The sequence below is a fragment of the Vibrio ichthyoenteri ATCC 700023 genome (genome assembly GCF_000222605.1).
Taxonomy (GTDB): Bacteria; Pseudomonadota; Gammaproteobacteria; order Enterobacterales; family Vibrionaceae; genus Vibrio; species Vibrio ichthyoenteri.
Window position 1 is genome coordinate 19844 of the sequence record NZ_AFWF01000178.1, and the last position, 23675, is coordinate 43518.

A 23675-nucleotide genomic window follows, 5' to 3' on the forward strand; every position below is an offset into this window, starting at 1 on the left:
TAGTGTGTGCTGAGTGGTAAATGCAACTGATAGGGTTCCAATTTTATTCTCAAACTGTTTTACTTGCCATACATCGTGCGTCACTAAATTTTAAATGAAGTGTAAACATTGATTTACACCACCCTGTTTTGACGCTCACAATGCACACACAACAAAGCGGTAAACAATTATGGCAAGTAATTCAAGAGGCCATTTCTCGACGAAATTAGGTTTCATTATGGCTGCGGCGGGTTCCGCTGTAGGTCTTGGTAACGTATGGGGCTTCCCAACGAAGGCGGCAAGCAATGGCGGCGCTGCGTTTTTAGTCATCTATTTGGCGATGGTATTTCTCTTAGCGTTCCCGATGCTGGTTGCAGAACTCACCATTGGTCGCCATGGCCAGTCTAATCCAATCGCATCTTTGCGTTCTATTTGGACTAGAAATCGTACCGCAGCCAGTGTCTTTGGTGTTATTGCGATGATCGCCGCTTCGATGATTTTGAGTTTTTATTCGATTCTCGCCGGCTGGTTAATGGGCTTTGCTGCCGCACCTGTTTTAGAGGTTGTGGGTTTACAAAGTGCAGCCGATTGGTTGGTCAATTTTGGTGATGCTCGCAACGTAATTCTTGCAGTGCTTTTCTCTCTGTTGACGATTTACGTCGTACAAAAAGGCGTGGCCGATGGTATCGAAAAGTGGTCGACCCGTTTAATGCCGATGCTGTTTGTACTGTTTGGTGTGATGATTATTTATATCCTTACCCAAGACGGAGCAATTGATGGGTTGAAGATGTACTTGATCCCCGATATTTCTCATGTCACTCCGAGTTTACTCGTAGACTCAATGGGGCAGGCGTTCTTTTCATTGTCATTGGGTGTGGGTTCGATGATGGTGTACGGTTCATACCTTAAGAAAGACGTAAATATCCCTAAAACAGCCGCGCAAGTTGCTGCGATTGATACCGCTGTCGCATTTAGCGCTGGGTTGCTGATTCTGCCGGCGATGTTTGTTGCCAAAAACAACGGTGTAGAAATATTTGATAAAGCGGGCGAGCTCATCAGTTCTGGCGATCTAGTATTTGCGGTACTACCTGCAATGTTTGACACCATGGGGAGCATGGGCTTTATCGTTGGTACCGGGTTTTTCGTCTTAATGGTGATTGCAGCGCTTACCTCTTCAATTTCACTTCTGGAAGTGCCAGTGTCTTGTGCCCAAGACGAGTTGAATATGACCCGTGGGAAAGCAACTTGGGCTATTGGCGGTGCCATTCTCGTATTGAGTATTGTCATTGCGCTTAATTTTGGGTCACTGTTTGGGTTAGTCGCGGATATTTCGACAGTATATATGCAACCTCTACTTGGTGTGGTTTGGGCGATTGTGGTTGGTTGGATTTGGAATCGCAATAAATTGCTCAACGAACTTAAAGAAGGTAACCCAGAGATCGCGCAAGGACTATTTTGGAAAATTTGGCCTTGGTATGTGCGTATTGTGTGCCCAGTAGCAATTTTAGCCGTATTTCTATTCTCAATTTTGTAAATGGTGATATGCGTCTCATAAAAGCTCCTAATATAGGAGCTTTTTTTACATTGAGCCAAAGGTCAATAAAGATGTCTGACCATTAGACGATAACAATATGATAATCGGTAAATGATGCTAGGCACGGCAAACCGATAGCACGTTATTACAATCAGGAAGGTGTATTTTGAAATTGTCAGTGAGAAAAAAACTGTATTTGGGTTTTGGCGCTATTTTAGCGATCTTGATTTTGATGGTGAGCTTAATTTGGAAAGAAGTATTGTCGTCACATGCGGTCGCGGATGAGATTCGTCTCGATGATGTACCTGAAGTGGTCAACTATCTAATTATGATCGATGAGGCAGGCGATGTTTATCGCGATGCAACCGGGGCTGTCACGGGGTTCAAAGGGGCTATCGACGATTATTATACCAATAAACAGGAGTTTGCTGACGTCGTCGCTAAAATTAAGTTATTGGAGCAAAGCAGTCCTAGCGACTTACGCCGTGTAGAAGAGATCGAGCACTTGATGGCTCAGTTTACTGGCAGCTTTGAAACTAACATTGCGCCGATGTTGGAAGGTAACTATACCTTTGCAGCCGTAATGCCGTTATTGGGGCGTTATTACAATGAATTTTTAATCCCAATTGAGACAATACTAAATGAAGTCGCGACGACTGAGATCGCGGATACCGATGTTGCTTTATTGGGCTTGAGTGAATCATTTACAAAAATTGAATACACGATTGCGGTTCTTTCTTTGATTGCGCTAATTCTTACGTGCGGAATTGCGTACGTGCTATCTAACTCAATTACCACACGGCTCAGTAAACTGGAAGAAGTTGCTCAAGCGGTTGCTGAAGGCGATCTAACGGCTGATGCCATTGTGGATAAATCGGGTGATGAACTCGCGAATTTGGCGGTGTCAATTAACAGAATGCAAGGATCGCTGGTTACTTTGATTGGCTCGATTTCTTCAGTTTCAAGTGAAGTTAAAGTTGTGACCAAAGATCTTGAGTCGATTAGTCAAGACGTAGTCAGTGGTGCATCTGCACAGGCTGATAAAGCTGGCTTGATTGCTACGGCAGCTGAAGAATTAAGCTTAACGATTGCCGAGGTGGCTCAGCAAGGTAGCGCGACGTTTGAAGAATCGAAGCGCTCAGAATCAACGGCGGAAGGTGGTCGTGATGTGATTCGTGAAATGGTGGCGAGTATTCAACAGGTCAGCCAACAAATGGGTGATATGTCGACTCAGATGAATCAGCTGGGCAGTCATGGTGAAAAAATCGGTTCTGTGATCAAAGTGATTGAAGATATAGCAGAACAAACCAACTTGTTGGCTTTGAACGCCGCGATTGAAGCGGCGCGTGCCGGTGAATTTGGTCGAGGGTTTGCGGTGGTTGCAGATGAAGTGCGAGCATTGGCGGAGCGTACAACGAATGCAACTAAAGAAGTGGCGGGTATTATCCAGTCGATTCAATCTGGCACCCAAGAAGCGGTGACCTTTACTGAAGATAACTGTCGTTTAGTTGAAATTGGCGTGAGTCAGAGCGAAGGTGCCGTCAATGCCTTGGAAGAGATTGTGGCAGGCGCAAGCCATGTACAAAGCATGATCAATTCCATCGCGACAGCGGCGGAAGAGCAAACGGCGGTAACGCGTGAAATTGCCGCGGACATTACCTCTATTAGTGATATTTCGGCTCATTCACTGGAACTGGCCAACAGCAGTTCAACCAATGTGGTTGGATTGAATCAGAAGGTGTCGCAACTGGAGGAGCTGGTGGGTAAGTTTCGAATTGCCTAGCAACATTGCTTCTTAATCGTTGCACTTAAACGCGACTCAACACTCCTCAAGCCTTTATATGGTGAAGAGGAGTGTATATACTCTGGGCTCCCAAATGGAGCCCTTTTTTTCATGTTTGATATCGTCTTTGACCATCCTGATTTTCTAATCATCAATAAACATCCTGATGTATCCGTTCACAAAGATGATGGTGATACTATGTTGTTGCAAGAAGTCGCTAAGTCTTCTGGTGATAAGTCGCTTTTTCTCGTTCACCGGCTAGATAAAATGACCTCAGGCTTGTTGATTTTAGCTAAGCATAGTCAGGCGGCCAGTGTTTTGTCCTCGTTGTTTGCTCAACGCCAGGTCGGCAAGTTCTATCTTGCGATTGGCAGTAAAAAACCTAAAAAGAAACAGGGTTTGGTACGAGGCGATATGGCGAGATCTCGTCGTTCTGCATGGATGCTGCTCAATAGCCAGGAAAATCCAGCTGTGACTCAGTTTTTCTCCCTTGCCGCAGAAGAGGGAGAGCGACTTTTCTTATGTAAGCCCCATACTGGAAAAACTCATCAAATCCGCGTGGCATTGAAATCGGTCGGATCTTCTATTGTTGGTGACCCAATTTATAATGTTGCCAGTCAATCTGATCGCGGTTATCTCCATGCGTTTGCGTTACGCTTTGAATATCTGGGCGAGCAATACGATTTTATCTGTGACCCACGTGACTACCCTCAATTAGGGACAAAGTGGTTACATGCAACGGTACAAGCTGGTATCGAACAGTGGTTAACTCCTTGGCAACTTAACTGGCCAGTCATTAAGAAATAAGAATTATTATGCAAATTAATCAATTAGCGACGTTTTTTGAACATGTTGAAGCACAACTTATCGTCGTGCCGGATGAAGTTCGCCGTCTATTCCATGGTCGAGGTCAATGTTGGCAAGGGCTTGAGCAGTTGACCTGTGATTGGCTGCAGGGGCAACTTATTGTTAACTTGTTTAAACCGGTTGATGACGCATTTTTGCAGCAGTTAAAACAAGGTTTGACAGCTCTGAGCCAATCGGACGTTTGGCAGCAAAAACAAGGACGTACAATATTACTACAACACCGCTATAGTGATGGTGCTCCGTCGGAGGTGTTGTTGGGTGAATTTGATCCGCGTCCCGTGGTGGTTGAATCTGGTTTGAAGTATCAGCTTGATATCGGTCGTAACCAAAACTTCGGTTTGTTCTTAGACATGCGTTTAGGCCGTGATTGGGTTAGAGAGCATGCGAAGCATGCCAATGTACTTAATCTTTTTGCTTATACTTGTGGTTTTTCATTGGCGGCGATTGCTGGTGGGGCAGATCAAGTGGTTAACGTTGACATGGCGCGCGCTTCGCTAAATAAAGGTCGCGATAACCATAAATTAAACGACCACAATATTAATCAGGTGCGCTTTCTTGGCCATGATATCTTCAAATCGTGGGGCAAAATTAAGAAAGCAGGCCCTTACGACATGATTATTATCGATCCGCCATCTTTCCAAAAAGGCAGTTTTGCTTTGACTAAAGATTATCAAAAAATCTTACGTCGATTGCCAGATCTGTTGACGGATAATGGAGAAGTATTGGCGTGTGTGAATTCACCAGCAGTAGATTGCAGCTTTCTTATTGATGGTATGCAGCAAGAGGCGCCAGAGCTTAAATTTATTGAGCGCTTGGAAAACCCGCCAGAATTTGCCGACATCAATGAACAAGCATCGTTAAAGTGCTTGGTGTTCAAGAAGTAATGATATCGATATTGTTGCAACGGTATTGAATGAGAGATAAAGCCCTTGATGCCATTCATCAGGGGCTTTTTATTTTAGGCGATGAGCGTCGTTAGCTAAGTGTTCTATAGCCAGCATAAATACGCGTTGCAGTCGTAAACCAGCATGCCGCACCATAAACATAGGCAATCAAAGCAAAGTGCTGTGGTAATAAGCAGAATAGGATGAAGCACGCAATGGTTTCGGTGCCTTCCGTCAGGCCGCTCATATAGTACAGTGACTTATGTTTATAAACCGGATTCTCAATCCCTCGTTTACCCGCCATGACAGCAAAAGCGAGAAAGCTCGAACCGGTGCCGATAAAAGCAAAGATAATGAATGCACCCGCGACAGCATTCTGCTCCGGATTGGCGAGTACAAAGCCAAACGGAATAAGAGAGTAGAATAAAAAGTCTAAGCTGATGTCGAGAAATCCACCCGCATCAGTAATACCCTGAATACGAGCTAATGCTCCGTCTAAACCATCGCAAATACGGTTGCATACGATAAATAGCAAGGCCAACACGTAGTGTTGTTCAACTAATGCGGGTAGTGCTAAGCAGCCAACAGCAAAGCCAAATAAAGTCACTTGATTGGCCTTGATATTGGCATTATCGAGCTTACTTGCAGCGCAATGCAACGGTTGGCGGATCAATTGAATACTGAATCTATCTAACATGGTCTACCTTAAATTTTGGTGCTATTACAGTCGCTAGAGGCTTGTGGCCATTGAATAACGGTGGCCTGACTGGGAACATCATTGATGTCATGGGTTACGAGTAGGGTCGGAATATTTGCTTCAGCAAGTTGTGCGACAACCCAATCTCTAAATTGGTGGCGCAGCGTCTTATCTAGCTTACTAAAGGGTTCGTCCAATAAAGCCACCTGAGGCTTGGCTAGGATCATGCGCAACAAACTAATGCGTGCACGCTGACCCCCAGAAATTTGATCTGGGTAAGAATCGGCTAAGCTCTGCAGGTCTACTGACTCTAAACAGCTTAATGCTTGTGCTTTGCGTGCCGGTTTTGGGACTGAATTTGGTAAAGCAAAGGCAAGGTTTTGCCAAATAGTGAGGTGGGGAAACAGTAAATCGTCTTGAAAAAGAATGCCAACCCCTCTTTGATGAGCAGGACGCTTTGCTATGTCATCGTTATCGAGCATGACTTCACCTTGATAGTGAAATTCATCGGATAAGTGACCTGAAATTAGATTAAACAAGGTTGATTTTCCGCATCCACTAGGGCCCATCAACGCGGTGACTTCGCCTTTGGCAATAGTAAGGTCGATGGACGAGCATAGTGCTTGGCCATCTTGCTTATAAATGATGAGGTTTTTGAGCGAAAGAGTCATGAGTCAAATTACCCTTAGATAAAATTGTGCGTCGCTGGGTTAGCCGACCAAAAAAAATTGCGATGGAGAAAAAGATAAATGGCAGTAGTGCCTGCAATAAAGCGTAGATTGCGGTCACTCGGCGATCGAAGCCACTAGAAAGTGCAACAGCTTCTGTTGTGATGGTGACAATTCGCCCACCTCCTAGCATCAATGTTGGTAGATATTGTGCAAGGCTGACACTGGCGCCCACTGCCCAAGCGTAAAGCAGGGCGGGCAATAGCATCCGCAGTTTTACTTGGACAAAGACCTGCAATGGTGACTTGCCAAGACTTAGTGCGGTTTTGGAAAAGCTAAGGTTATAACTTTTCCAACTCCCATCTAAAGCCAAATACACAAACGGAAAGGCAAAGAAAATATGCGACCATACTACCCAGAAAAAGTAGAGTTCGCTGGAGAGATATAAGCTCGCAATTTGTAAACCAAATAATAAAGAGAGCTGTGGAATCAACATCGGTAAAGCGATGACATAATCAGGGATATGTCGCTTATGACTCACTTTATATTCCTGTGCTACAAGCCCCAGGAGAAGGGATACGCTGGCGGTAATCATAGCCAATGTCAGGCTGCTCACTAAAGTTGGAGCCATATTGGCCCACTCAAGTTGCCAGAAACGCTCGCTGAAGCGAGTGGGCAGTATATCTGGAAAGCGCCAGCGATGAGCAAAGCTCCACACTAGCAATAGTGGAAAGATCAGCGCGGCCAGCAAAGCTGAAACTGAAAAGATCGTTGCGCCCGGTAATCGCCACCCGAATCGACCGGAAAACTGCCATGTTTTCCACCATTGCGTCACTCCTCTTTCAATCAATATCACCACCAGCATTAAGCCGCTGGCGAGTAAAAACAGTATCATCGCACCAGCTGACGCGCGTGGCATAATAGTGAGATCAGGATCGTTAAACCATTGCCACACTAATACTGCGAAGGTAGGCGGGTTGGTTGGGCCAAGAATGAGCGCGAGATCTACCACTGCGACACCATAAGCCACGACAGCAAATAATGGAAAACGCATTTTGCTTAGCCACTGTGGCAAGATCACTTTGAGCCATGTTTGTTGTACTGAGTAGCCTAGAGATTGAGCGACTTGTTGGCTACGCTCAAGATCAAGTTGTTGTAGCACCGCAATACTCATTAACAATAGAAAAGGAATTTCTTTTAATGCTAGCGCCAAGGTTAAACCAAGGGCATAGGGATCATTGACCAGTAAAGCGGTCTCGCTAGTGTTAACGGCAATGCCAAACCACTGGTTTGCTATTCTGGCCAGCATACCGGTTGGTGCAAACAAAAAGGCAAACCCAATGGCAAAAGCAACGTGTGGCATCGCTAGAAGAGGAGAGAGTAACGTTTCTACTTTCTGCCAGTATTTTCTGCCCCAGAGTTGCTGCAAAATGGCAAAACAAAACAACGCGGCTAAGTAGGTACTGATTAAAGCGCTAAATAGGCTTAAGAGTAGCGATTGTTGCCAACCACTCCATGCGAATAATTGCTGATAGCCAAGCCCTGAAGGGGTGGAAAAACCCAAAGATGGAATGTAATTGAATGACGAGAGCAATACGCCACTTAAGCCGGGAATCAGCGGTAGAATCCCAACCAAAATCACTACTAGGTACGATAGTCTAAACATCGGGCTCTCGTCATTCTTTACTCAAAACTACTGGCTAAAATTAGTTGCCGTAGCGTTTTTGCCACTCTTTTTCCAGAGCGATTTGCCAACTAGGGTGCGGTTCTGCCACAGAAGGGAATAACTTGGTCTGTTTTGCTGAACCTTGTAAGTGCTGATTTTGTAGTACAGAGGGATCGCCCCATATATTTAAATCGCCTTTTCGTGACTGTGCTTCAGGACTAAGAAGGAAGTTGATCACCACTTGAGCTCCTTGAGGGGAGTTTGCATTCCAAGGAATAGCTAAAAAGTGGATGTTTGATAGCGCCCCCGCTTCCATTGCATAAGCTTTTGTTGTGTCAGCAAGTTTACCGGTAGCTTGCGCTGAAAAGACCGCATTGGGATTGAATGTAATCGCAAGGTCGATTTGCCCATCATCCAATAATTGAGTCATTTCCGAAGAGCTAGTTGGAAACTGCTTTCCTTGTCGCCAAGCGACACTATGTAAACGATCTAAGTATTGCCATAGTGGCTGAGTGAGGTGGTCAAAATCGACTTGAGAAACGGGTTGATTTAATGCCGCGTCGTTTGCGGTTAGCTCAATCAATAAGGCTTTTAAAAAGCTGGTACCGTGAAATTCAGGTGGACGAGGGTAACTGATCCTATTTGGGAAGGCTTGCGCGTAGCTGAGCAATTCAGCAAAAGAACGTGGTGGGTTATTAAGACGTTCACTGTCATGAATAAAGACTAATTGCCCAACGCCCCAAGGCGCCTCAAGCCCAAGAGTTGGTTCAGAAAAATCACTGTCTACAGGAAGCGATTTATCCACTAATTGCCAACTTGGTAATGCATCAACAAATGGGCCAAATAGTAGATTGTGATTCTTCATTGATTTGAAATTCTCACCGTTGATCCAAACCATATCGACACTGCCGCCGCTATTTTTACCTGCGGCTTTCTCCGCGAGTAAGCGTGAGGTTGTCTCTGCAATATCCGTTACCTTAACGTGCTTGAGTGTCACGCCGTACTGTTGTTGTACTTGCTGAGCTGCCCAGCGGAGGTAATTATTGATCTCTTGGCTTCCACCCCAAGCATGAAAATAGACCGTTTGGCCTCGTGCTTGTTCGGTTGTTTGTTGCCATTTATCGGCCGCCAACGAGGAAAAGCTAATAAACAGAGTAAAAATGAACGTTAACAGCCTTGTCATAATAGTTCCTATCTTCATGGGTGAAATACTTCATGAGTAAATGAGTCTGTTCTGCTAGACCGGAGTAAACACGAATTGCATTCATTATGACGTAAAAAAGATGTTTTTTTTTAGGTATTTGGCCAGATTGTTAGTTGTTTGTATGTAAAGTGTGCGCTTTATGAATTTTTGAACGAAATATGATTCATTAATAAGAGATGGAGAGCGCTTCTAGCTGTTTCGGATAATATTTGTGACATTATTTGAGTTTGCTCAAAAAGAAAAAGCAGCCTAAGGCTGCTTTCTAATCATTCAAATAACAGTAAATTTAGGAATTATTTCCAGTCACTTAGTTTGAATGTCAATGTATGTGCATCGTTCTTTAACACTAGGCTGTCGTTCGTTAGTGTCATATCGCTCCACTCTGAAAGCGTTTTAGAGAATGCTTGCTCAACGGCCATTGATTCGCCCATACACATTTTCATGGTAAGAGCCATTTTTTCAATGCGGAATTGGTTGTTTTTAAGCTCTGCTTGGCCGAAGAAATTGTTGCAGCCAGCGTTGCCGTTTGCCGTCATTTTTTCACCCACTTCTAGGTTTGGCAGTGCCTGACCTTCTTCAGCGGTAACTGCTTTGCCATCAACGCTTACAAGTGACCAGTTGTGGTGTTGTAGGTCAGTTGTTGTGATTTGCTTCACATCATCACCGTTGCTTGCGCATGCTGTCATTAGGATAGGTAGAGAAAGTGCTGCAAGTAGCTTTTTTGAACTAAGCTTCATAGATATAAACTCCAAAAAACAATAAGGTATACGTCTATATACCAAGTAAAACCGTATTGCTGACAATTATAAGTGATGGATGAATATTTGTGTTAGCTTTTGGTCATAGTTTAATGTTTTATTTTGCATTTCACGCACTTATGGAGAGATTATGGAGCAGTTAGAGTTTTTTTCTATCCCTAGTCCATGTGTGGGCGTGTGTTCTGTTGACGAAAAAGGATATTGTCACGGTTGTATGCGCAAGCGTGAAGAGCGCTTCAATTGGCTATCAATGGATGCTGCGCAAAAATTACATGTGATTAAGCTGTGTCGTCAGCGCTATCGCCGTAAAAAACAGCAAGAAAGTATGATGGAATGCAAGGCGACAAAAAACACTGAAAGCGTTGAAGTTAATAACCCACAAAGCGATTTATTCGATAAGTGATAATCTATTCAGACGCTTTCAATCTGCAATGGTAATTATTTCATTCCCCACTTGTCACTTACCCAACCACCCGCATGGTCATCGAAATGACAGCCTGAAAAACGATGATTTGCTTCGAAGTTTGTCTCACCCTCCGGTTGATCATCGATGAGGTGTTGTACATGAGCTACCATTGGGTCACCGCTTTTCAGTCGATGCTGTCTTGTCGCAACTTCTTTGATGAGTTGAAGACGGTAACAATTACTAGCACGTTTCATAGCGGATTCCTCTGTTGTTCGGCCTATAAAAAAGTTAGAACTCCTAACCAAGAGCGTCAATGCACTTTTAGATAATTTTTCTATTTGTGAGGATTTTTTTGTCGAATTTTTGGTGTTATTGAGCAGTAAAAGCGCAAGCTAACCATATATTTAACTGCGAAAAGGTGACATGAAATTGAAATAAAAGATTCATATTGACCTTGCCGTGGGGGCAAGGGTTATTGTGGATCTTCCGATTGATGCGAGGAACGAAGGATGTCTTGTTGTAATAAAGCGCCTAATGGTGGAAGTCGCCAGTTGGGTGGGCTACTGAAAGTTATGGCCACAATGTTTGTTGGTTTGCTTGTGATGGTACTGATCTTTGGCTGATGGATATTCAGGGCCAATATATAAGGCCCGTTCACGTTGCGGTGATGACGGGCCCTAAAATCGAATAATTTATTAACAGCGCAGTTTATTCGTTGCTACAAGTTTGCTGTGAAACAAATTCGTCGGCCATAAGTTGGCCGCGACTATTGCGCATTTTAATCCGATAGCTCAACCCAGCCTCGAGGTTTGCTTTGGTTTCTTTGTTGGTGCAATAACGAGTAATACTGGTATTGAGCACTTGTCGCAAAGGCTTCGCTCCTTGTTGCTCTTGGTTGTATACCATCATTATTTCAATAGTGCTCCCTTTTGCCGATGCTCGCATGATTGACAGTGGTCCCGCTTCCAAGGGTAATTCTGCTGCAAGAAGACTTGCTCGATTAGAGGCAAGCAGTTCTAACTGGCGTTGTTGGTTACCATCAGAGGCACAACCCATTAATCCGCTGGCAAGCAAGAGAGCAATAGTCAAATGCGTTTTCATGGCTAAAATACTTTCTTAAATGGCTTAACGACAACCGATTGGTAAACACCCGCGTCAATGTATGGGTCATTGTCTGCCCAATCTTGCGCATCTTGTAGAGAATTAAATTGTGCAATCACGGTTGAACCTGTGAATCCAGCTTCTCCAGGGTTATCCGAATCAATGGCTGGCATTGGTCCTGCCGTCAAAAGGCGACCTTCATCTTGAAGTTGTTGCAAACGTTCGAGGTGGGCAGGGCGAACGCTCATTCTTTTTTCAAGTGAATTATCAACATCTTGAGAGAAAATTACATACCACATATGGTGTCCTTGTCAGCTAATTGGATAGAGTGTCACTCTACGTGAAGGAGAAAAAATTCAAACCAGCATGTAGAGAAAATGTGAGTTTATTCGTTGTGTGTAGCGTCTTTGCTACACACCCATAGGCTAGACAACAATAGCGCGTGGCTTGCCTGTTGAGTCGATGGCGACATAGTTGAACGTGGCATCACACACCATAAAGCGGTCTTCGATACCATGCTCTTTGACGGGTTTAACCCATACTTCTAAATCAATACTCATGGATGTACGACCGATTTTGGTACATTCACCATAACAGCACACAACGTCACCAACTTTTACTGGTTTTTTAAAGGTAATGCTAGAAACGGATACGGTGACAATACGCCCACCGGAGATTTCCTTCGCCAGAATACCGCCCGCCAAATCGAGCTGAGACATAATCCAACCACCAAAAATATCACCGTTGGCATTGGTATCGGCAGGCATTGCTAAGGTGCGAAGAAGGAGTTGCCCCCTCGGTGAACTGTTTTCCTGACTCATTTTGACATCCACAACATAATGATGTCAGTTCGAATAATTGAACTGAAATTAATGGGTTTTATCTATAAAAAAGCGACCTAGACTGGGGCCGCTTTTTGACGATTATACTGCTTTGGTTTACTAAGGTCATTAGATAAACCAAAGTGCTCTTATGGTGTTACTCACCTTGCTCTTTGTCTTCTTTTGGTAGGTGCTTATAGATATAAACACCAGAAAGGAGTGTGAAAGCAAAGGTAGCCACAAGTAGGCCGAACACTTTGAAATTGACCCACACATCGAGAGGCAGCTCAAAAGCCACGTAGATATTGAGTGCGGAACAGACAAGGAAGAAAACCACCCAGGCCCAAGTGATTTTTGTCCATACCTGTTCAGGTAAGGTAATTTCTTTGCCAAGCATGCCTTTTATGGCTGATTTGCCAATCAGGTGGCTGATCGCTAAGCCAATGGCGAACAGAGCATAGACGATAGTCACTTTCCATTTTATGAAGTTGTCATCGTGTAGAAAAATTGTCATACCACCAAAAATGGCCACCATCAGAAAGGTGATGAGCTGCATTTTTTCGACTTTCTTATATAGGGCGAAAGTCACAACAATTTGGATAGCACTTGCGACGATAAGAGCGCCAGTGGCAACGTAAATATCAAACATCTTGTATAAGACAAAAAAGATGATGAGTGGAATAAAGTCAATCAGTTGTTTCATCGCGAGTATCTATGGGTGTTGGAATCAGTATGAGAAGAGCTCAGTCTACTCAATTCGTCCCGGAACACAAATTAGATGTGTTGTTACCAGATTAACTTTATTGTCCAACGCAGCCATTTAGTGAGGAATGCTGGTTTTTAAATCTTCAAGATAACCTTCATCTCTTAAAGCATCGACAGTGCCAATTAATTCTTCATTACTCATCGAAAAACAACTCGATTTACCCGTCATAACATTTAAGTATTGATGATATTCAGGTTCAGTAAAGTGGCCAATTCTATCCACGAGTAGGCACTTGATACCATGATGAATCAGGTGATAATAGGTGTGGCGCTTCATTTCCATAACGTCTCTCCATATATGGTGTGGCCAACGCTAGCCACGGATACGCTTAATACCTTAATAAGCATATTGGATGCCAACATAGAGATGGATTTATCGGAATGATTTGCTTAAAAACGGTCGATTTTTCGTAAACTGACCGTCATTACAGGATGCAAAATGAGAAGCGTAAAGGATTAAACTTCGATTGTTTCGCGTTGTCTGCGTTTTTGAATCGTCGCAAGTAGCGCCTCTTTAGAAGTGGGCTTAGTTAAATGACCATCCATAATTTGACTGATTTTATCCAGCTCTCGTTGCCCTGACTCGCCAGAGAGGGCATAGACAGGAATATGGGGATAGGTTTGCTTTATGATCGTTGCGGCTTCAAAACCATTCATGACTGGCATTTGAATATCCATAAAGACCAGATCGACCGAATTGTTTTGAATTATCTCCAATGCAACTTGTCCATTATTGGCCAATATTGCATCGTAACCCAGTTGGTTGAGCAACAATTTGACTAATTGACGTTGCACTTCTTTATCATCAACCACCAATATTGTGTAGCTCTGAGGGCGCAGAGTTTGCCCACTTTCTTTGTTTGGATTTTGGTCATTCGTGTTATCAATCTCTGGGAGAGTTTGTGCCGTTCTCAGCAGAGAATCCACAGGGAATGATAGATGAAACTCAGTAAAAGAACCAACTTTGGAATAGCATTGAATTGAGCCGCCAAAGGCCTTCATAACTCGTCGACAGTATCCAAGCCCAAGGCCACTACCACCGCTTTTATTATGGGAATAAAAATCATCGAAGATGCGAGTCTGTAGACTTTTAGGAATACCGGGCCCGGAATCTCGGATCACCACGAAATTCTCATATTTTCCGGTAATGGTGCTTATATCTATACTGCTTTTCGGATAGGAATCAAAATAGTAAGTGGCGTTACGTAAGAGATTAAAGATGACGAAGTTAAACAGTGTGTCGTTAATTTTGGCATAAAAATCGTGTGTAATGTTGACGCTTAAACGTTGACGCATCTCTTCAGAATCGAATGCGTAACGCTCAACCGCTTGTTCAACGGCTTGTTTTATCGAAGTTTGTACCGCAGGCTCTTGCTCAAGGGATGCGTCGTTCACCTCGCGCAGGATAATGTCGATCAGTTGGCGGCCTCGGTCGATGGCCACTTTGCCTTTGAGCAGTTCTTTTTCTAACTCAATTCTCGGCGCGTTTTGTTGTAATTTGACGTTCAGCTGTTCAAATTGGAGTTGCACTTGTGCAAGAGGGTTACGCATTTCATGGGCAATTGAATTTGCTAATGCTTGGGCTTGGTGTACTTTTCGGTCTGCATTGATGTAACCCTGTGCTTTCTTTAGTACGTATTGCAGCGCGTGAATTTCTTCACAGAAATAAAGATGACCACTGCGTTTTTTACGCGCAATAAGTAAATGACTCATTTGATTGTCATGATCAAAAATTGGCAGAACTAGAGCGACGTTCTCCCGCTTCATTTTAAGATAGAGCTGCTGCAAAACCGAGCTAACGCTTGAGTGGATCAGAACTTGCTCTTCAATTTCTTCAAAAATTAGCACGCTATTTTGATTGTATAACTGTGAGGTATAGGCCTTCTCATCTTGCAAATTATAAACAAGTTGCAGATCGTGCTGGTCAATATCAAGTGTTTGAGCAATCTGTTCGATGGCTGAATTGGTCGATTTTTGAAATTCACGACTTAGCGAGTTAATTTTTTGATTTGGCGATAGAGCTTGGCCATAAACAAGTAGACTTGATAAACGTCGCGCTGATTTATATCCCGTTGACCATAAAAGCCCGGTTACTAGGCAAGAGGAGGCGATGACAAAGGTAAAGTCATACACAGAGATTGAATTGAGCACTAATACTAACGGAACCGTTATCGCGACACAGGATAGCAGAACAGATAATAGTGAAAATAAAATGTGTCGATTGCTATAAAAGCGTGAAGTAATGAGCGCGTATCCCATCAGCAGGACTTCGGTCATCGCTAAAGCGGGTGGCAACCATGACATAGTAAAATCGGCCCAAAACAGAGGGATTAGGGCGTGGATAACAATGGTCGAAACCATAAAGACACTGATGCCAAAGAGCATATAGAGTGATTTTATATGCTGTAATGGTCTAGTGCGCCGTGAATAGAGCAAAATATTGCGAAATGATAGAACGATCAGTGTTATGGCTGATAGAAAGAATAAAGCAGCCTGTTCACCAAGATCAATATGGAAGCGGCCAATCGCATAAACAGACACCCCATCTACGGTATGCCCTACATTATGATTCCAATAAATAGCTGCAGAGATTAGTATAACAAATACGACGTTCTGTATGTTTTTTGAGAGTGCAGAATCAATGGTGTTAACCAGTTTGCGTGTTACAAGATAAGCAAAGGTAAACGCTGATGCGGAAGCGAGGTTCGCCAATAGCGCCATTGATACGACGACATTATTGTCGACTCGAAGAAGTAACGGAGAATAAAAAAACGCATTGCTCAAAATCCAAGCAAAGACTGACATTGAATAAAAGAGATAGGGAATACTGATCTTGGTTTCAAATAGGCCACGCGACATTCTGAGTGAATGGACGAAATAGGCCGTCCAACCCAACACCAATGAAGCAACGGCGAGCAGTAACAGCAGAACTGGGTGCACGAAAGACTCAAACATAAGAGTATCCGTTAGACGCTAGCTTTACTGTCCATAGGGGTAAACTGATGCCCATCCATTCGCTGGAGGGTTTGTTACTGTTCATCTAAGCCAACATTATTTTATTTGTCGTAGTCTCTCTCATTAATCCACAGATACTCTTCGCTTGTAAATAGACGTTGGATTTATCACACGCGCTGTTGGTCACAAATTTTCCGAAATATTATAATTTGATGTGCATCAGGTTGCTTTAAGCTCAAATCATAAGCGATTTACATTGTTAGAATTTGGTTAATTAATCTGTCTCTGAGCATGATTGCTACATATGTATGATTTTTCTGTTTGTCGCTAGGTTATAAGCAACTGATTTTTATGAGTTTAGTCGTATTGTGCAAAAAAAATCCTCATGGCATCAATAAGCCTATATTCTGTGAGTTTGTTATTTGTTGGTGGTTAATGCTTTAAATTTGAAGATTTGTGAATTTAAACTCTAGTTTTTTGCTTGGTTTGTGAGGTTTATCTCGCTGATAATTATGAGAAAAGTGTTAACTGACTATAAAAATGTTGGCGAAAATCAGAAGCTTGGCATACACTTTCCAAGTAATGTCTCTATGTTATTGATTGACGAGGCGAAATGCTTTGGCGCTGTCTATCGACAGTGATGTTTAACACAGCTTTTGAGGAAAATTCTATGGCGCTCACTAAAGCCGATTTGGCAGAGAACCTGTTTGAAAAGCTTGGATACAGTAAACGAGATGCCAAGGAAACGGTTGAGGCATTTTTTGAAGAGGTTCGCAAAGCACTCGAAAATGGCGAGCAAGTGAAACTTTCAGGATTTGGTAACTTTGACCTACGTGAAAAGAATGAACGTCCAGGACGTAACCCGAAAACGGGTGAAGATATTCCAATTAGCGCGCGCCGTGTTGTCACCTTCCGCCCAGGTCAAAAATTGAAAGCTCGAGTTGAGACGATCAAGGGCGACAGCTAACACGTTATCGATGGATTGAAGTCGTTGTTATTACCACTGAAAAAGAGAGTTCTCTAGCCAGTGGTAATAAAAAAACACCCAAGCTTATGCTTGGGTGTTTTTATTTATATGGATAGTGCTGATTAACTAAAGGTTAATTAGTCACGTTTCCATAGAATATGGCAGAACTTATGTTCAGGATCTCGGCTTACCAGTAAGCGAGCAAAAACATCGTCTAACACGTCATTTTCTTCGTTGACCAAACCCACGCGAACTTCAGCGTAGGTTTCTTTATCAACATCAAAGCCGACATGCTGAGCCCAATCATCACCGGTCTCAACCAATTCTGCGGCGCCACGATCTTCAAACTGAGCAGTGAATAGGATCACATCAGCAGCTTCGAGATTATCTGGAGCCATCTCGAGGAAGATATCGTAAGCGGTGTCGATTGCATCGTCGTAAGAAATGAGTTCAGCCATAATTATGCGCGGCTCATGTACTTGCGTTCTGCAGTGTTGATGATCAGGCGATCACCATTTGCAATGTACTCTGGTACTTGTACTGTTAGGCCAGTTGCAAAACGTGCAGGTTTAGTACGAGAAGCTGCAGAAGCACCTTTGATTGAAGGGTCAGTTTCTTCGATAACAAGTTCAACTGTTGCTGGAAGCTCCAACGCAACTGCTGCACCGTTAACAAGAACAACTTGAAGGCCTTTAATTTCTTCAGTGATGAAAAGAAGCTCTTCTTCGATCTCTTCTTTCTTAAAAGTAAATTGAGTGTAATCTTCATTGTCCATGAAAATGTACTCATCGCCGTCAACGTAAGAGAAAGCAACTTGACGTTTAAACATGTCAACCGTTTCTACCACGTCGTCAGACTTAAAACGCTCGTCAGCACGTGCACCAGTGTTTAGATCAACACAACGCAGTTTGTAAATCTTTGCGCCGCCACGACCGCCAGGAGTCGTCACTTCGATGTCTTTAATAAGTAGGATTTTACCGTTTGATTCGATAGCAAAACCTTTCTTTAGCTCACTCGCCTTAGGCATGAACAATTTCCTTCATATGAGTTGTAAGGGCGGCATTATATACCCAACTAATTGGAAGATGCTATTTGAACTCGCACTGATATTGCTAGTTTTCAGCGATTCTCAGCTTGATTATCTTGATCGAAAAGCGACACTAAGAGAACATGTTCCATAATCTGTCATATTCCACGATTCTTTGATGATTTTAGCCACAATTAATCCAGCTTTGCCGTTTCAAGCTGAGTATAGTCAAGCGATACAAGATTTGGTGCGTTTCTTACGTTCAGGCCTAGGCGATAACTTGCATAGCATTTATGTTTTTGGCAGTGTCGCGCGTAAGAGTGCGGTGCCACACCGTTCAAACCTTGATGTTATCGTCGTGACAAAACAGAGTTTTGCAGAGAAGCGCAGCACGGTCTTCAATACCGTACGATGGCACTTCCAAAAAACTCACCCTCATATTACCGATATTGCGTTCAAAACGGCTCTGATTAGCGATATTGCCTCGCTAGACAGCATTTTTTCGTGGGGCTTTTTACTGCGTCATTGTGCTGTGTGTGTGCATGGCGAAGATTTATCTGAGTGCTTTGGCGATTACGAACCAAGCTGGGAAATTGCTAAGCACTGGAACATGGACGTGGAAGATTGGCTCTCTGTTTATCGCAACCGAATTGTACGAGCAAAAGATGACGCAGAGCACCTTAAAGCGCAAAAAATCATCGCTAAAAAACTACTCAGAGCGAGTTACTCTTTAGTCATCCCTCGCGCTAAAGGTTGGCATGATGACCCGATTGAGTGTGGAAAACACTTCTTGCGCTACTACCCTGATTTTCAAGTTGAAATCGAACGTTTGGTAATACTGCTTTCCAATCGAGTCGTCGCCAAACGGTCAGTGATTGGCGTCTTGGACTCGTATGGCGAATGGTTAGTGAAACAATACAAAAAAACGGAATTTAGAATTGGTTAGACTTGGTTTTTGTAGGGGATAAGGCGTATTGAAATGCGTCACAAATTCTTACACAACTGAGGTATATATCAGCTAAGTCATTTTATGAGCGCTATGTTAGGTGATGAGACTCACAGCCCTTCGCAATTGTTTGTTTTATTATATTGAAGATAATAAAACGTTAAATTAGGGCTATTGTATTGTCGAATGTCGTTACCAATAATGTGTTAAAAGTCAAAAAGGTAATAACTGACCAGTTGCAAGCGGTACGCGAAGGGTTACTGTGGATATTACCTTGCCTGATGATTATTTCGCTGATCCTATTTGCCGCCTCGCTTGGTGAATTTCTATTTGGTAAAGATGTACCGTGGGTCATTACGCTCTTTCAACTCCATAGCTTTGTTAACGACCTTTTCCCGATTTTACTGACGGCTGCGCTGGCTTACATCCTCGCGATGCGTTGGCGTTTGCCAAGGCCACCAATTGCTTTGGTGCTGATCGTTTACTTATCTCTTTTTAATCAACTCTTTAGTTTTACCGGTAGTACGGTTGTTTTTGAGCTTATTATTTCAATGCTCACGCCTTTATACGCAGTACCTTTAATTTCCTATCTTTATAAACTGCGTTGGATGAAGTTTGTCAGTAATAATCACCTTGGACGAATAGTTAAAGAGTCACTTAACCTCATCTTGCCCTGCATATTGGCCGGTATTTGCGTATTAGCGATTAACGCTGCGATTATTTTTGCGATTGAAGCCAGCAGTGTGCTGTCGATATTTGATATTCGCTATGATGACTCGCCGCTAGAATTCGGCGCGATCTTTGCCATGGTGAATTCGTTTTTGTGGTTCCTAGGCGTGCATGGTTATTACGGTTTGCTACCTTGGGTTGATGTGCTTCAAGGAGCGGTTGATGTTGCACAGAGTGATATGCTCACCTATGGCGTAACGAACCATTTTGTTAATCATTCATTTTTGGCGGTATTTACCTTTGTGGGCGGAGCAGGGGCGACGCTGGGTTTAACGTGTGCACTGCTGCTACTGAGTACCAATCGAGCTTATCGCTTGATTGCATTGGCCAGTTTGCCTCTCGGACTTTTGAACATAAATGAAGTGTTATTGTTTGGCTTGCCGATAATTTTTAATCCTAGATTATTTATTCCTTTTTTAATTGCGCCGGTGGCCAATACGATAGTGGCATACTTTGCAGTCAGTTTTGGTTTAGTTAGCGTTCCCGTGACCGGCATGCCATTTAGCAGTCCGGTGTTTTTTAATGCATGGATCGTGACGCAAGGTGATATCAATGCCAGTGTATTGCAGCTGGTTAATATCTTTGTGTCTGGGCTTATTTATGCGCCTTTCGTATTGATGCTCAATAAAACCATGGGTGATAAAACTATTCAGTTCTCTTCATTGGATACGACGTATTCGCGACGTGCCGAAGAGGCGCATACCTTGAGTGATGATCGCGTCAGTCAATTAGTGACTGCACATAAACGCCAGCAAGATTTGGAGCGTCAGCTGCATGCATTTACAGAAAAAGAATTTTGCATGGAGTATCAACCGCAAATTTGTCGGGTGACCGGACAAGTTGTAGGGTGTGAGGCTTTGATTCGGGCGACCGATAAACGCGGAAATATAGAGTACCCGGGCGCGTTTTTACCCGCTTTTGAACAGGCGGGTCTAATGAAAGACATTGACCGGTGGGCGGTTATTCAGGTAGTGCATGATCTAAAAATTGCCATTGCCGAAGGCTGGGCAGTGCCGACCAGCGTTAATTTAACGCCAGAAACAATTCTTGACCCTGATCTTATGGCGCAATTGACCGCTTACATTAGCCGCGTTGGCGAGTACGTACATGTGGAAATTACAGAACAGTCATTGCTACTTGATCAGGAGTTGGTGTCCGCTTCGTTGCATTCATTGCACAGTGTCGGGGCTAAAATCTACATTGATGATTTTGGTTCTGGTTTTTCATCCTTGAGTTATCTCACTATGTTTGATGTTGATGCGATTAAGATTGACCGCAGCTTTGTTCAGACCATTGAAAATACCAAAGGCCAAAAAGTATTTAATGGTTTGATTAGTGTGGCGCAAGATCTTGATCTCGCCGTCGTGGTTGAAGGGGTTGAGACTGAGAACCAACTGGAGCGCATTCCATTGCGCAATCACCTCTCAATTCAAGGCTGGTATTACAGCAAGTCGATTGCGCTGACAGAATTGCGATATTATGTCACAGAGCGGAATCGACTTATCAATGAACTAGAAGAGACCTAACTGCGGTTCGCTGAGCGTTTTGAAATCAATGCCAATAAAGGGAAGAATCGCTTCCGCGACGGGTTTTAACTGCTTATCAATATAGTGCTGATAATCAATAGCACTGCTCAGATAATCTTTAGGCTCTGGGCCATTGATGGTGATCAGATATTCAATCTGGCCGCGATTTTGATATTGCAACGCGCGGCCTAACTTCTCATTGATGCGATCAGCCATGCGAGCGGCTCTGACTTGTGGCGGTACATTTTTTTGGTACTCGCTGAGTTTACGGCGCAGGCGCTTCTGGTAAACCAACCTGTCGTCGTAATGTCCCGCTAAGGTATCCTCAACAAATTGACGTACGTATGCCGACGGATCTTCACCGTGGAAAACCATATCATACAATCGTTGCTGGAAAGATTGCGCAAGCGGTGTCCAATCGGTTCTCGCGCTTTCTAAACCCTTAAAGATGATTTTCTCTTGTTCACCTTCACCAATTAACCCCGCATAGCGTTTTTTCGATCCGGTTTCTTGGCCACGTATGGTCGGCATCAAAAATTTCTTATAGTGAGTTTCATACTCTATTTCTAAAATAGAGACGAGGTTGTACTTTTGTTGGAGATGCTCAGTCCACCATTGATTGATGTGCTCCACCAATGCGTGTCCAATGCTATCGGCTTGCGCTTGAGTCACTTGTCCATTCAGTGACACAAATGTTGAGTCGGTATCACCGTAAATGACTTGATAACCTTGAGCCTCGATCAGCAATTTAGTCTGCTTCATAATTTCGTGCCCGCGCATGGTAATGCTTGATGCCAGACGGGTATCAAAGAAACGGCAACCGGATGAGCCTAATACGCCGTAGAAGGAGTTCATAATGATTTTTATCGCTTGCGAAAAGGCTTTCTCATTATTGCGTTTTGCTTGATCACGAGCGGCCCAAAGATTTTCGATCATCTTGGGTAAAAAATGGTCGCGACGATGAAATTGACCGCCGCGAAATCCCGGTACGGCCTGAGTGTCGAGTAGGCCAATTTCCTGTTTTAACCCCTCAATCAGTCCAAGTGGATCAATCAAAAATGAGCGAATAATAGAGGGGTAGAGGCTTTTAAAATCCAACACCAGCACTGAGTCATACAAATTGGGGAGTGAGTCCATCACGTAACCGCCAGGGCTCGCCAACCAGTTTTCTGGCTGCAAGTTGGGTGCGACGTAACCTGCGCGGTGAAGTTGTGGTAAATAGAGGTTAGTAAAGGCGGCGACTGAGCCGCCAATCCGATCCAACTCAACGCCGGTCAATTTACTGCGCTCAATAGCAAATTCTAGCAAATGGGTGTGCAAGAAAATCTTGTTTACTAAGACACAATCTTGCAGGTTGTAACGCGCCAGAGAGGGTTTGTCATGACGATACATATGATTGATTTCAGCCATGCGATCATGCACGTTGTGGATTTGCTTACCTTCGCCCAACAACTCTTGCGCTACCGATTCTAATGACCAACGACGGAAGTGATAGGTGGCGGTTTTTAGCGTGTCGATACCATCCATGACCACTCGGCCTGGAATGGCAATAAAACCTTGCTGGGTGGTACTTGAGCTTCTAAAGAAACTGGCTTGACGTGCTCGGCCAAGTGTCAGTCTTATTTTGTGCCATTCAGCTCGCTTGTGCAGTAAGCGAAAGTCAAAATCTATGACGTTCCAGCCAATAATGACATCAGGGTCGAAGTTGTAAAACCAGTCAATGAGCGCTTCCAAAAGTGCCTTTTCATTACTCACCCACTGCACGGTCGTATCACATGGCTGCGCCTCACCAACCATAATCACTCTGCTGTCCATTGGGCTATCCAAACCAATGGAATATAAGATGCCTTTTTCAGAACATTCGATATCGAGAGAAACGACTTTTAAGTTTGGCGAATAGGTGGATTTACGGCACTTTGCTTGCGTAACTTTAGTGTAGTGAGAGAGTTTGGTCGCGACACCTGTAAATTCAATGCCACCTTGAATAAATCGTTCCATGAGGTAACGGTCCGCCAGCCGAATATCATCTTCATAGACGACAATATCGTGTTGCTTTAGCGCTTCAACAAACTGGCGGCTGTCTTTGATGGTTTTACAATAACAAGCGCAAAGAGAGGCTTGGTTGAAATGCTTAAGTGGTAGCGGCTTAATATCACAAACAAGGTTTTGATCGTGCGCAATCTGCACTGCATTCTGCTGGTTTACAAGTTCAGTAAAGAATACCGGACGTTCACCATCAATCAATAATTGATATGGCCCATGCTCGGTCGACAGCCACAATTCAATTTGTGTCGTGTGGTTGAGATCGCGAGCTTGGCGTGTAAGTAAAAATCCTTGTTGAATCGTCAACGATGTATTCCTATCAATGGCTGCTCAGTGCTGGGCAATCTGC

23 protein-coding genes are annotated in these 23675 nt (G+C 43.6%); 8 read left to right on the plus strand and 15 right to left on the minus strand.

From position 1 onward, the window contains the following. Nucleotides 1-169 precede the first annotated feature (169 nt). The 4 genes from RH85_RS12740 (at nt 170) to RH85_RS12755 (ending at nt 5047) form a co-directional block, all read left to right on the plus strand. On the plus strand, nt 170-1513 hold the full coding sequence (locus RH85_RS12740) for a sodium-dependent transporter (RefSeq protein WP_006712784.1): 1344 nt from the start codon (nt 170-172) through the stop codon (nt 1511-1513). 166 nt (nt 1514-1679) lie between these two features. Next, on the plus strand, nt 1680-3296 hold the full coding sequence (locus RH85_RS12745) for a methyl-accepting chemotaxis protein (protein ID WP_006712786.1): 1617 nt from the start codon (nt 1680-1682) through the stop codon (nt 3294-3296). Nucleotides 3297-3407: 111 nt separating this feature from the next. Beyond that, nucleotides 3408-4103, plus strand: a complete 696-nt coding sequence (locus tag RH85_RS12750) for a TIGR01621 family pseudouridine synthase (protein WP_006712788.1) — start codon at nt 3408-3410, stop codon at nt 4101-4103. Nucleotides 4104-4111: 8 nt separating this feature from the next. Next, a complete protein-coding gene (locus tag RH85_RS12755; protein WP_006712790.1) occupies nt 4112-5047 on the plus strand; it encodes a class I SAM-dependent methyltransferase in 936 nt (311 codons plus the stop codon). A gap of 91 nt (nt 5048-5138) precedes the next feature. Here the strand turns inward: RH85_RS12755 and RH85_RS12760 are convergent, their stop codons facing one another. The 5 genes from RH85_RS12760 to RH85_RS12780 all read right to left on the minus strand — a co-directional run bounded on the left by RH85_RS12760 (nt 5139) and on the right by RH85_RS12780 (nt 10019). Continuing rightward, on the minus strand, nt 5139-5744 hold the full coding sequence (locus RH85_RS12760) for a CDP-alcohol phosphatidyltransferase family protein (protein WP_006712792.1): 606 nt from the start codon (nt 5742-5744) through the stop codon (nt 5139-5141). An 8-nt stretch (nt 5745-5752) separates the two neighbouring features. Then, nucleotides 5753-6415 carry an ATP-binding cassette domain-containing protein gene (locus RH85_RS12765; RefSeq protein WP_006712795.1) on the minus strand — a complete coding sequence of 221 codons (663 nt, stop codon included), beginning with the start codon at nt 6413-6415 and terminating at the stop codon, nt 5753-5755. Beyond that, nucleotides 6381-8078, minus strand: a complete 1698-nt coding sequence (locus tag RH85_RS12770) for an ABC transporter permease (RefSeq protein WP_006712796.1) — start codon at nt 8076-8078, stop codon at nt 6381-6383. The genes RH85_RS12765 and RH85_RS12770 overlap by 35 nt, the downstream gene beginning before the upstream one ends. A 40-nt stretch (nt 8079-8118) precedes the next feature. After that, complete coding sequence (locus tag RH85_RS12775; protein ID WP_006712798.1) at nt 8119-9261, minus strand: ABC transporter substrate-binding protein; 1143 nt, start codon at nt 9259-9261, stop codon at nt 8119-8121. A 314-nt stretch (nt 9262-9575) separates the two neighbouring features. Beyond that, nucleotides 9576-10019 (minus strand): META domain-containing protein, encoded by a 444-nt coding sequence (locus tag RH85_RS12780; protein WP_006712800.1) that lies wholly within the window; start codon nt 10017-10019, stop codon nt 9576-9578. Nucleotides 10020-10170: 151 nt separating this feature from the next. On the opposite strand from RH85_RS12780, the gene RH85_RS12785 reads away from it, so the two are divergent. Continuing rightward, nucleotides 10171-10443, plus strand: a complete 273-nt coding sequence (locus tag RH85_RS12785; protein ID WP_006712802.1) for a DUF1289 domain-containing protein — start codon at nt 10171-10173, stop codon at nt 10441-10443. 35 nt (nt 10444-10478) lie between these two features. On the opposite strand, the gene RH85_RS12790 is transcribed toward RH85_RS12785, so the two are convergent. The 7 genes from RH85_RS12790 to RH85_RS12820 form a co-directional block, all read right to left on the minus strand. Further along, nucleotides 10479-10700: a hypothetical protein gene (locus RH85_RS12790; RefSeq protein ID WP_006712805.1), complete on the minus strand. Its 222-nt coding sequence runs from the start codon at nt 10698-10700 to the stop codon at nt 10479-10481. Between the two features lie 454 nt (nt 10701-11154). Next, nucleotides 11155-11547, minus strand: coding sequence for a GspS/AspS pilotin family protein (locus RH85_RS12795; protein ID WP_006712809.1), 393 nt, complete (start codon nt 11545-11547; stop codon nt 11155-11157). 2 nt (nt 11548-11549) lie between these two features. Further along, nucleotides 11550-11846: a YciI family protein gene (locus RH85_RS12800; RefSeq protein ID WP_006712811.1), complete on the minus strand. Its 297-nt coding sequence runs from the start codon at nt 11844-11846 to the stop codon at nt 11550-11552. A gap of 126 nt (nt 11847-11972) precedes the next feature. After that, nucleotides 11973-12368, minus strand: a complete 396-nt coding sequence (gene yciA / locus RH85_RS12805; RefSeq protein WP_006712813.1) for an acyl-CoA thioester hydrolase YciA — start codon at nt 12366-12368, stop codon at nt 11973-11975. A gap of 157 nt (nt 12369-12525) precedes the next feature. After that, a complete protein-coding gene (locus RH85_RS12810; RefSeq protein ID WP_006712815.1) occupies nt 12526-13071 on the minus strand; it encodes a septation protein A in 546 nt (181 codons plus the stop codon). 117 nt (nt 13072-13188) lie between these two features. Further along, nucleotides 13189-13416 carry a hypothetical protein gene (locus tag RH85_RS12815; RefSeq protein ID WP_006712817.1) on the minus strand — a complete coding sequence of 76 codons (228 nt, stop codon included), beginning with the start codon at nt 13414-13416 and terminating at the stop codon, nt 13189-13191. 173 nt (nt 13417-13589) lie between these two features. Further along, nucleotides 13590-16088, minus strand: coding sequence for an ATP-binding response regulator (locus RH85_RS12820; protein ID WP_006712819.1), 2499 nt, complete (start codon nt 16086-16088; stop codon nt 13590-13592). Between the two features lie 670 nt (nt 16089-16758). Between RH85_RS12820 and ihfA the strand changes: the two genes are divergently transcribed. Continuing rightward, nucleotides 16759-17055: an integration host factor subunit alpha gene (ihfA, locus tag RH85_RS12825; protein ID WP_005599656.1), complete on the plus strand. Its 297-nt coding sequence runs from the start codon at nt 16759-16761 to the stop codon at nt 17053-17055. A gap of 137 nt (nt 17056-17192) precedes the next feature. Here the strand turns inward: ihfA and RH85_RS12830 are convergent, their stop codons facing one another. Both RH85_RS12830 and yeiP read right to left on the minus strand, forming a co-directional pair. Continuing rightward, the gene (locus RH85_RS12830) at nt 17193-17513 is read right to left on the minus strand and encodes an HI1450 family dsDNA-mimic protein (protein WP_006712823.1); all 321 of its coding nucleotides are present in this window, start codon (nt 17511-17513) and stop codon (nt 17193-17195) included. 2 nt (nt 17514-17515) lie between these two features. Next, entirely contained in the window at nt 17516-18082 is a 567-nt protein-coding gene (gene yeiP / locus RH85_RS12835; RefSeq protein ID WP_006712828.1) for an elongation factor P-like protein YeiP, read from the minus strand. A 178-nt stretch (nt 18083-18260) separates the two neighbouring features. On the opposite strand from yeiP, the gene RH85_RS12840 reads away from it, so the two are divergent. Next, nucleotides 18261-19028 (plus strand): nucleotidyltransferase domain-containing protein, encoded by a 768-nt coding sequence (locus tag RH85_RS12840; protein ID WP_006712830.1) that lies wholly within the window; start codon nt 18261-18263, stop codon nt 19026-19028. Nucleotides 19029-19207: 179 nt separating this feature from the next. Beyond that, nucleotides 19208-21283: an EAL domain-containing protein gene (locus RH85_RS12845; protein ID WP_241210396.1), complete on the plus strand. Its 2076-nt coding sequence runs from the start codon at nt 19208-19210 to the stop codon at nt 21281-21283. On the opposite strand, the gene RH85_RS12850 is transcribed toward RH85_RS12845, so the two are convergent. Beyond that, nucleotides 21269-23632, minus strand: a complete 2364-nt coding sequence (locus tag RH85_RS12850; RefSeq protein WP_006712833.1) for a DNA polymerase II — start codon at nt 23630-23632, stop codon at nt 21269-21271. The two genes, RH85_RS12845 and RH85_RS12850, sit on opposite strands and share 15 nt — an antisense overlap. Nucleotides 23633-23675 lie beyond the last annotated feature (43 nt).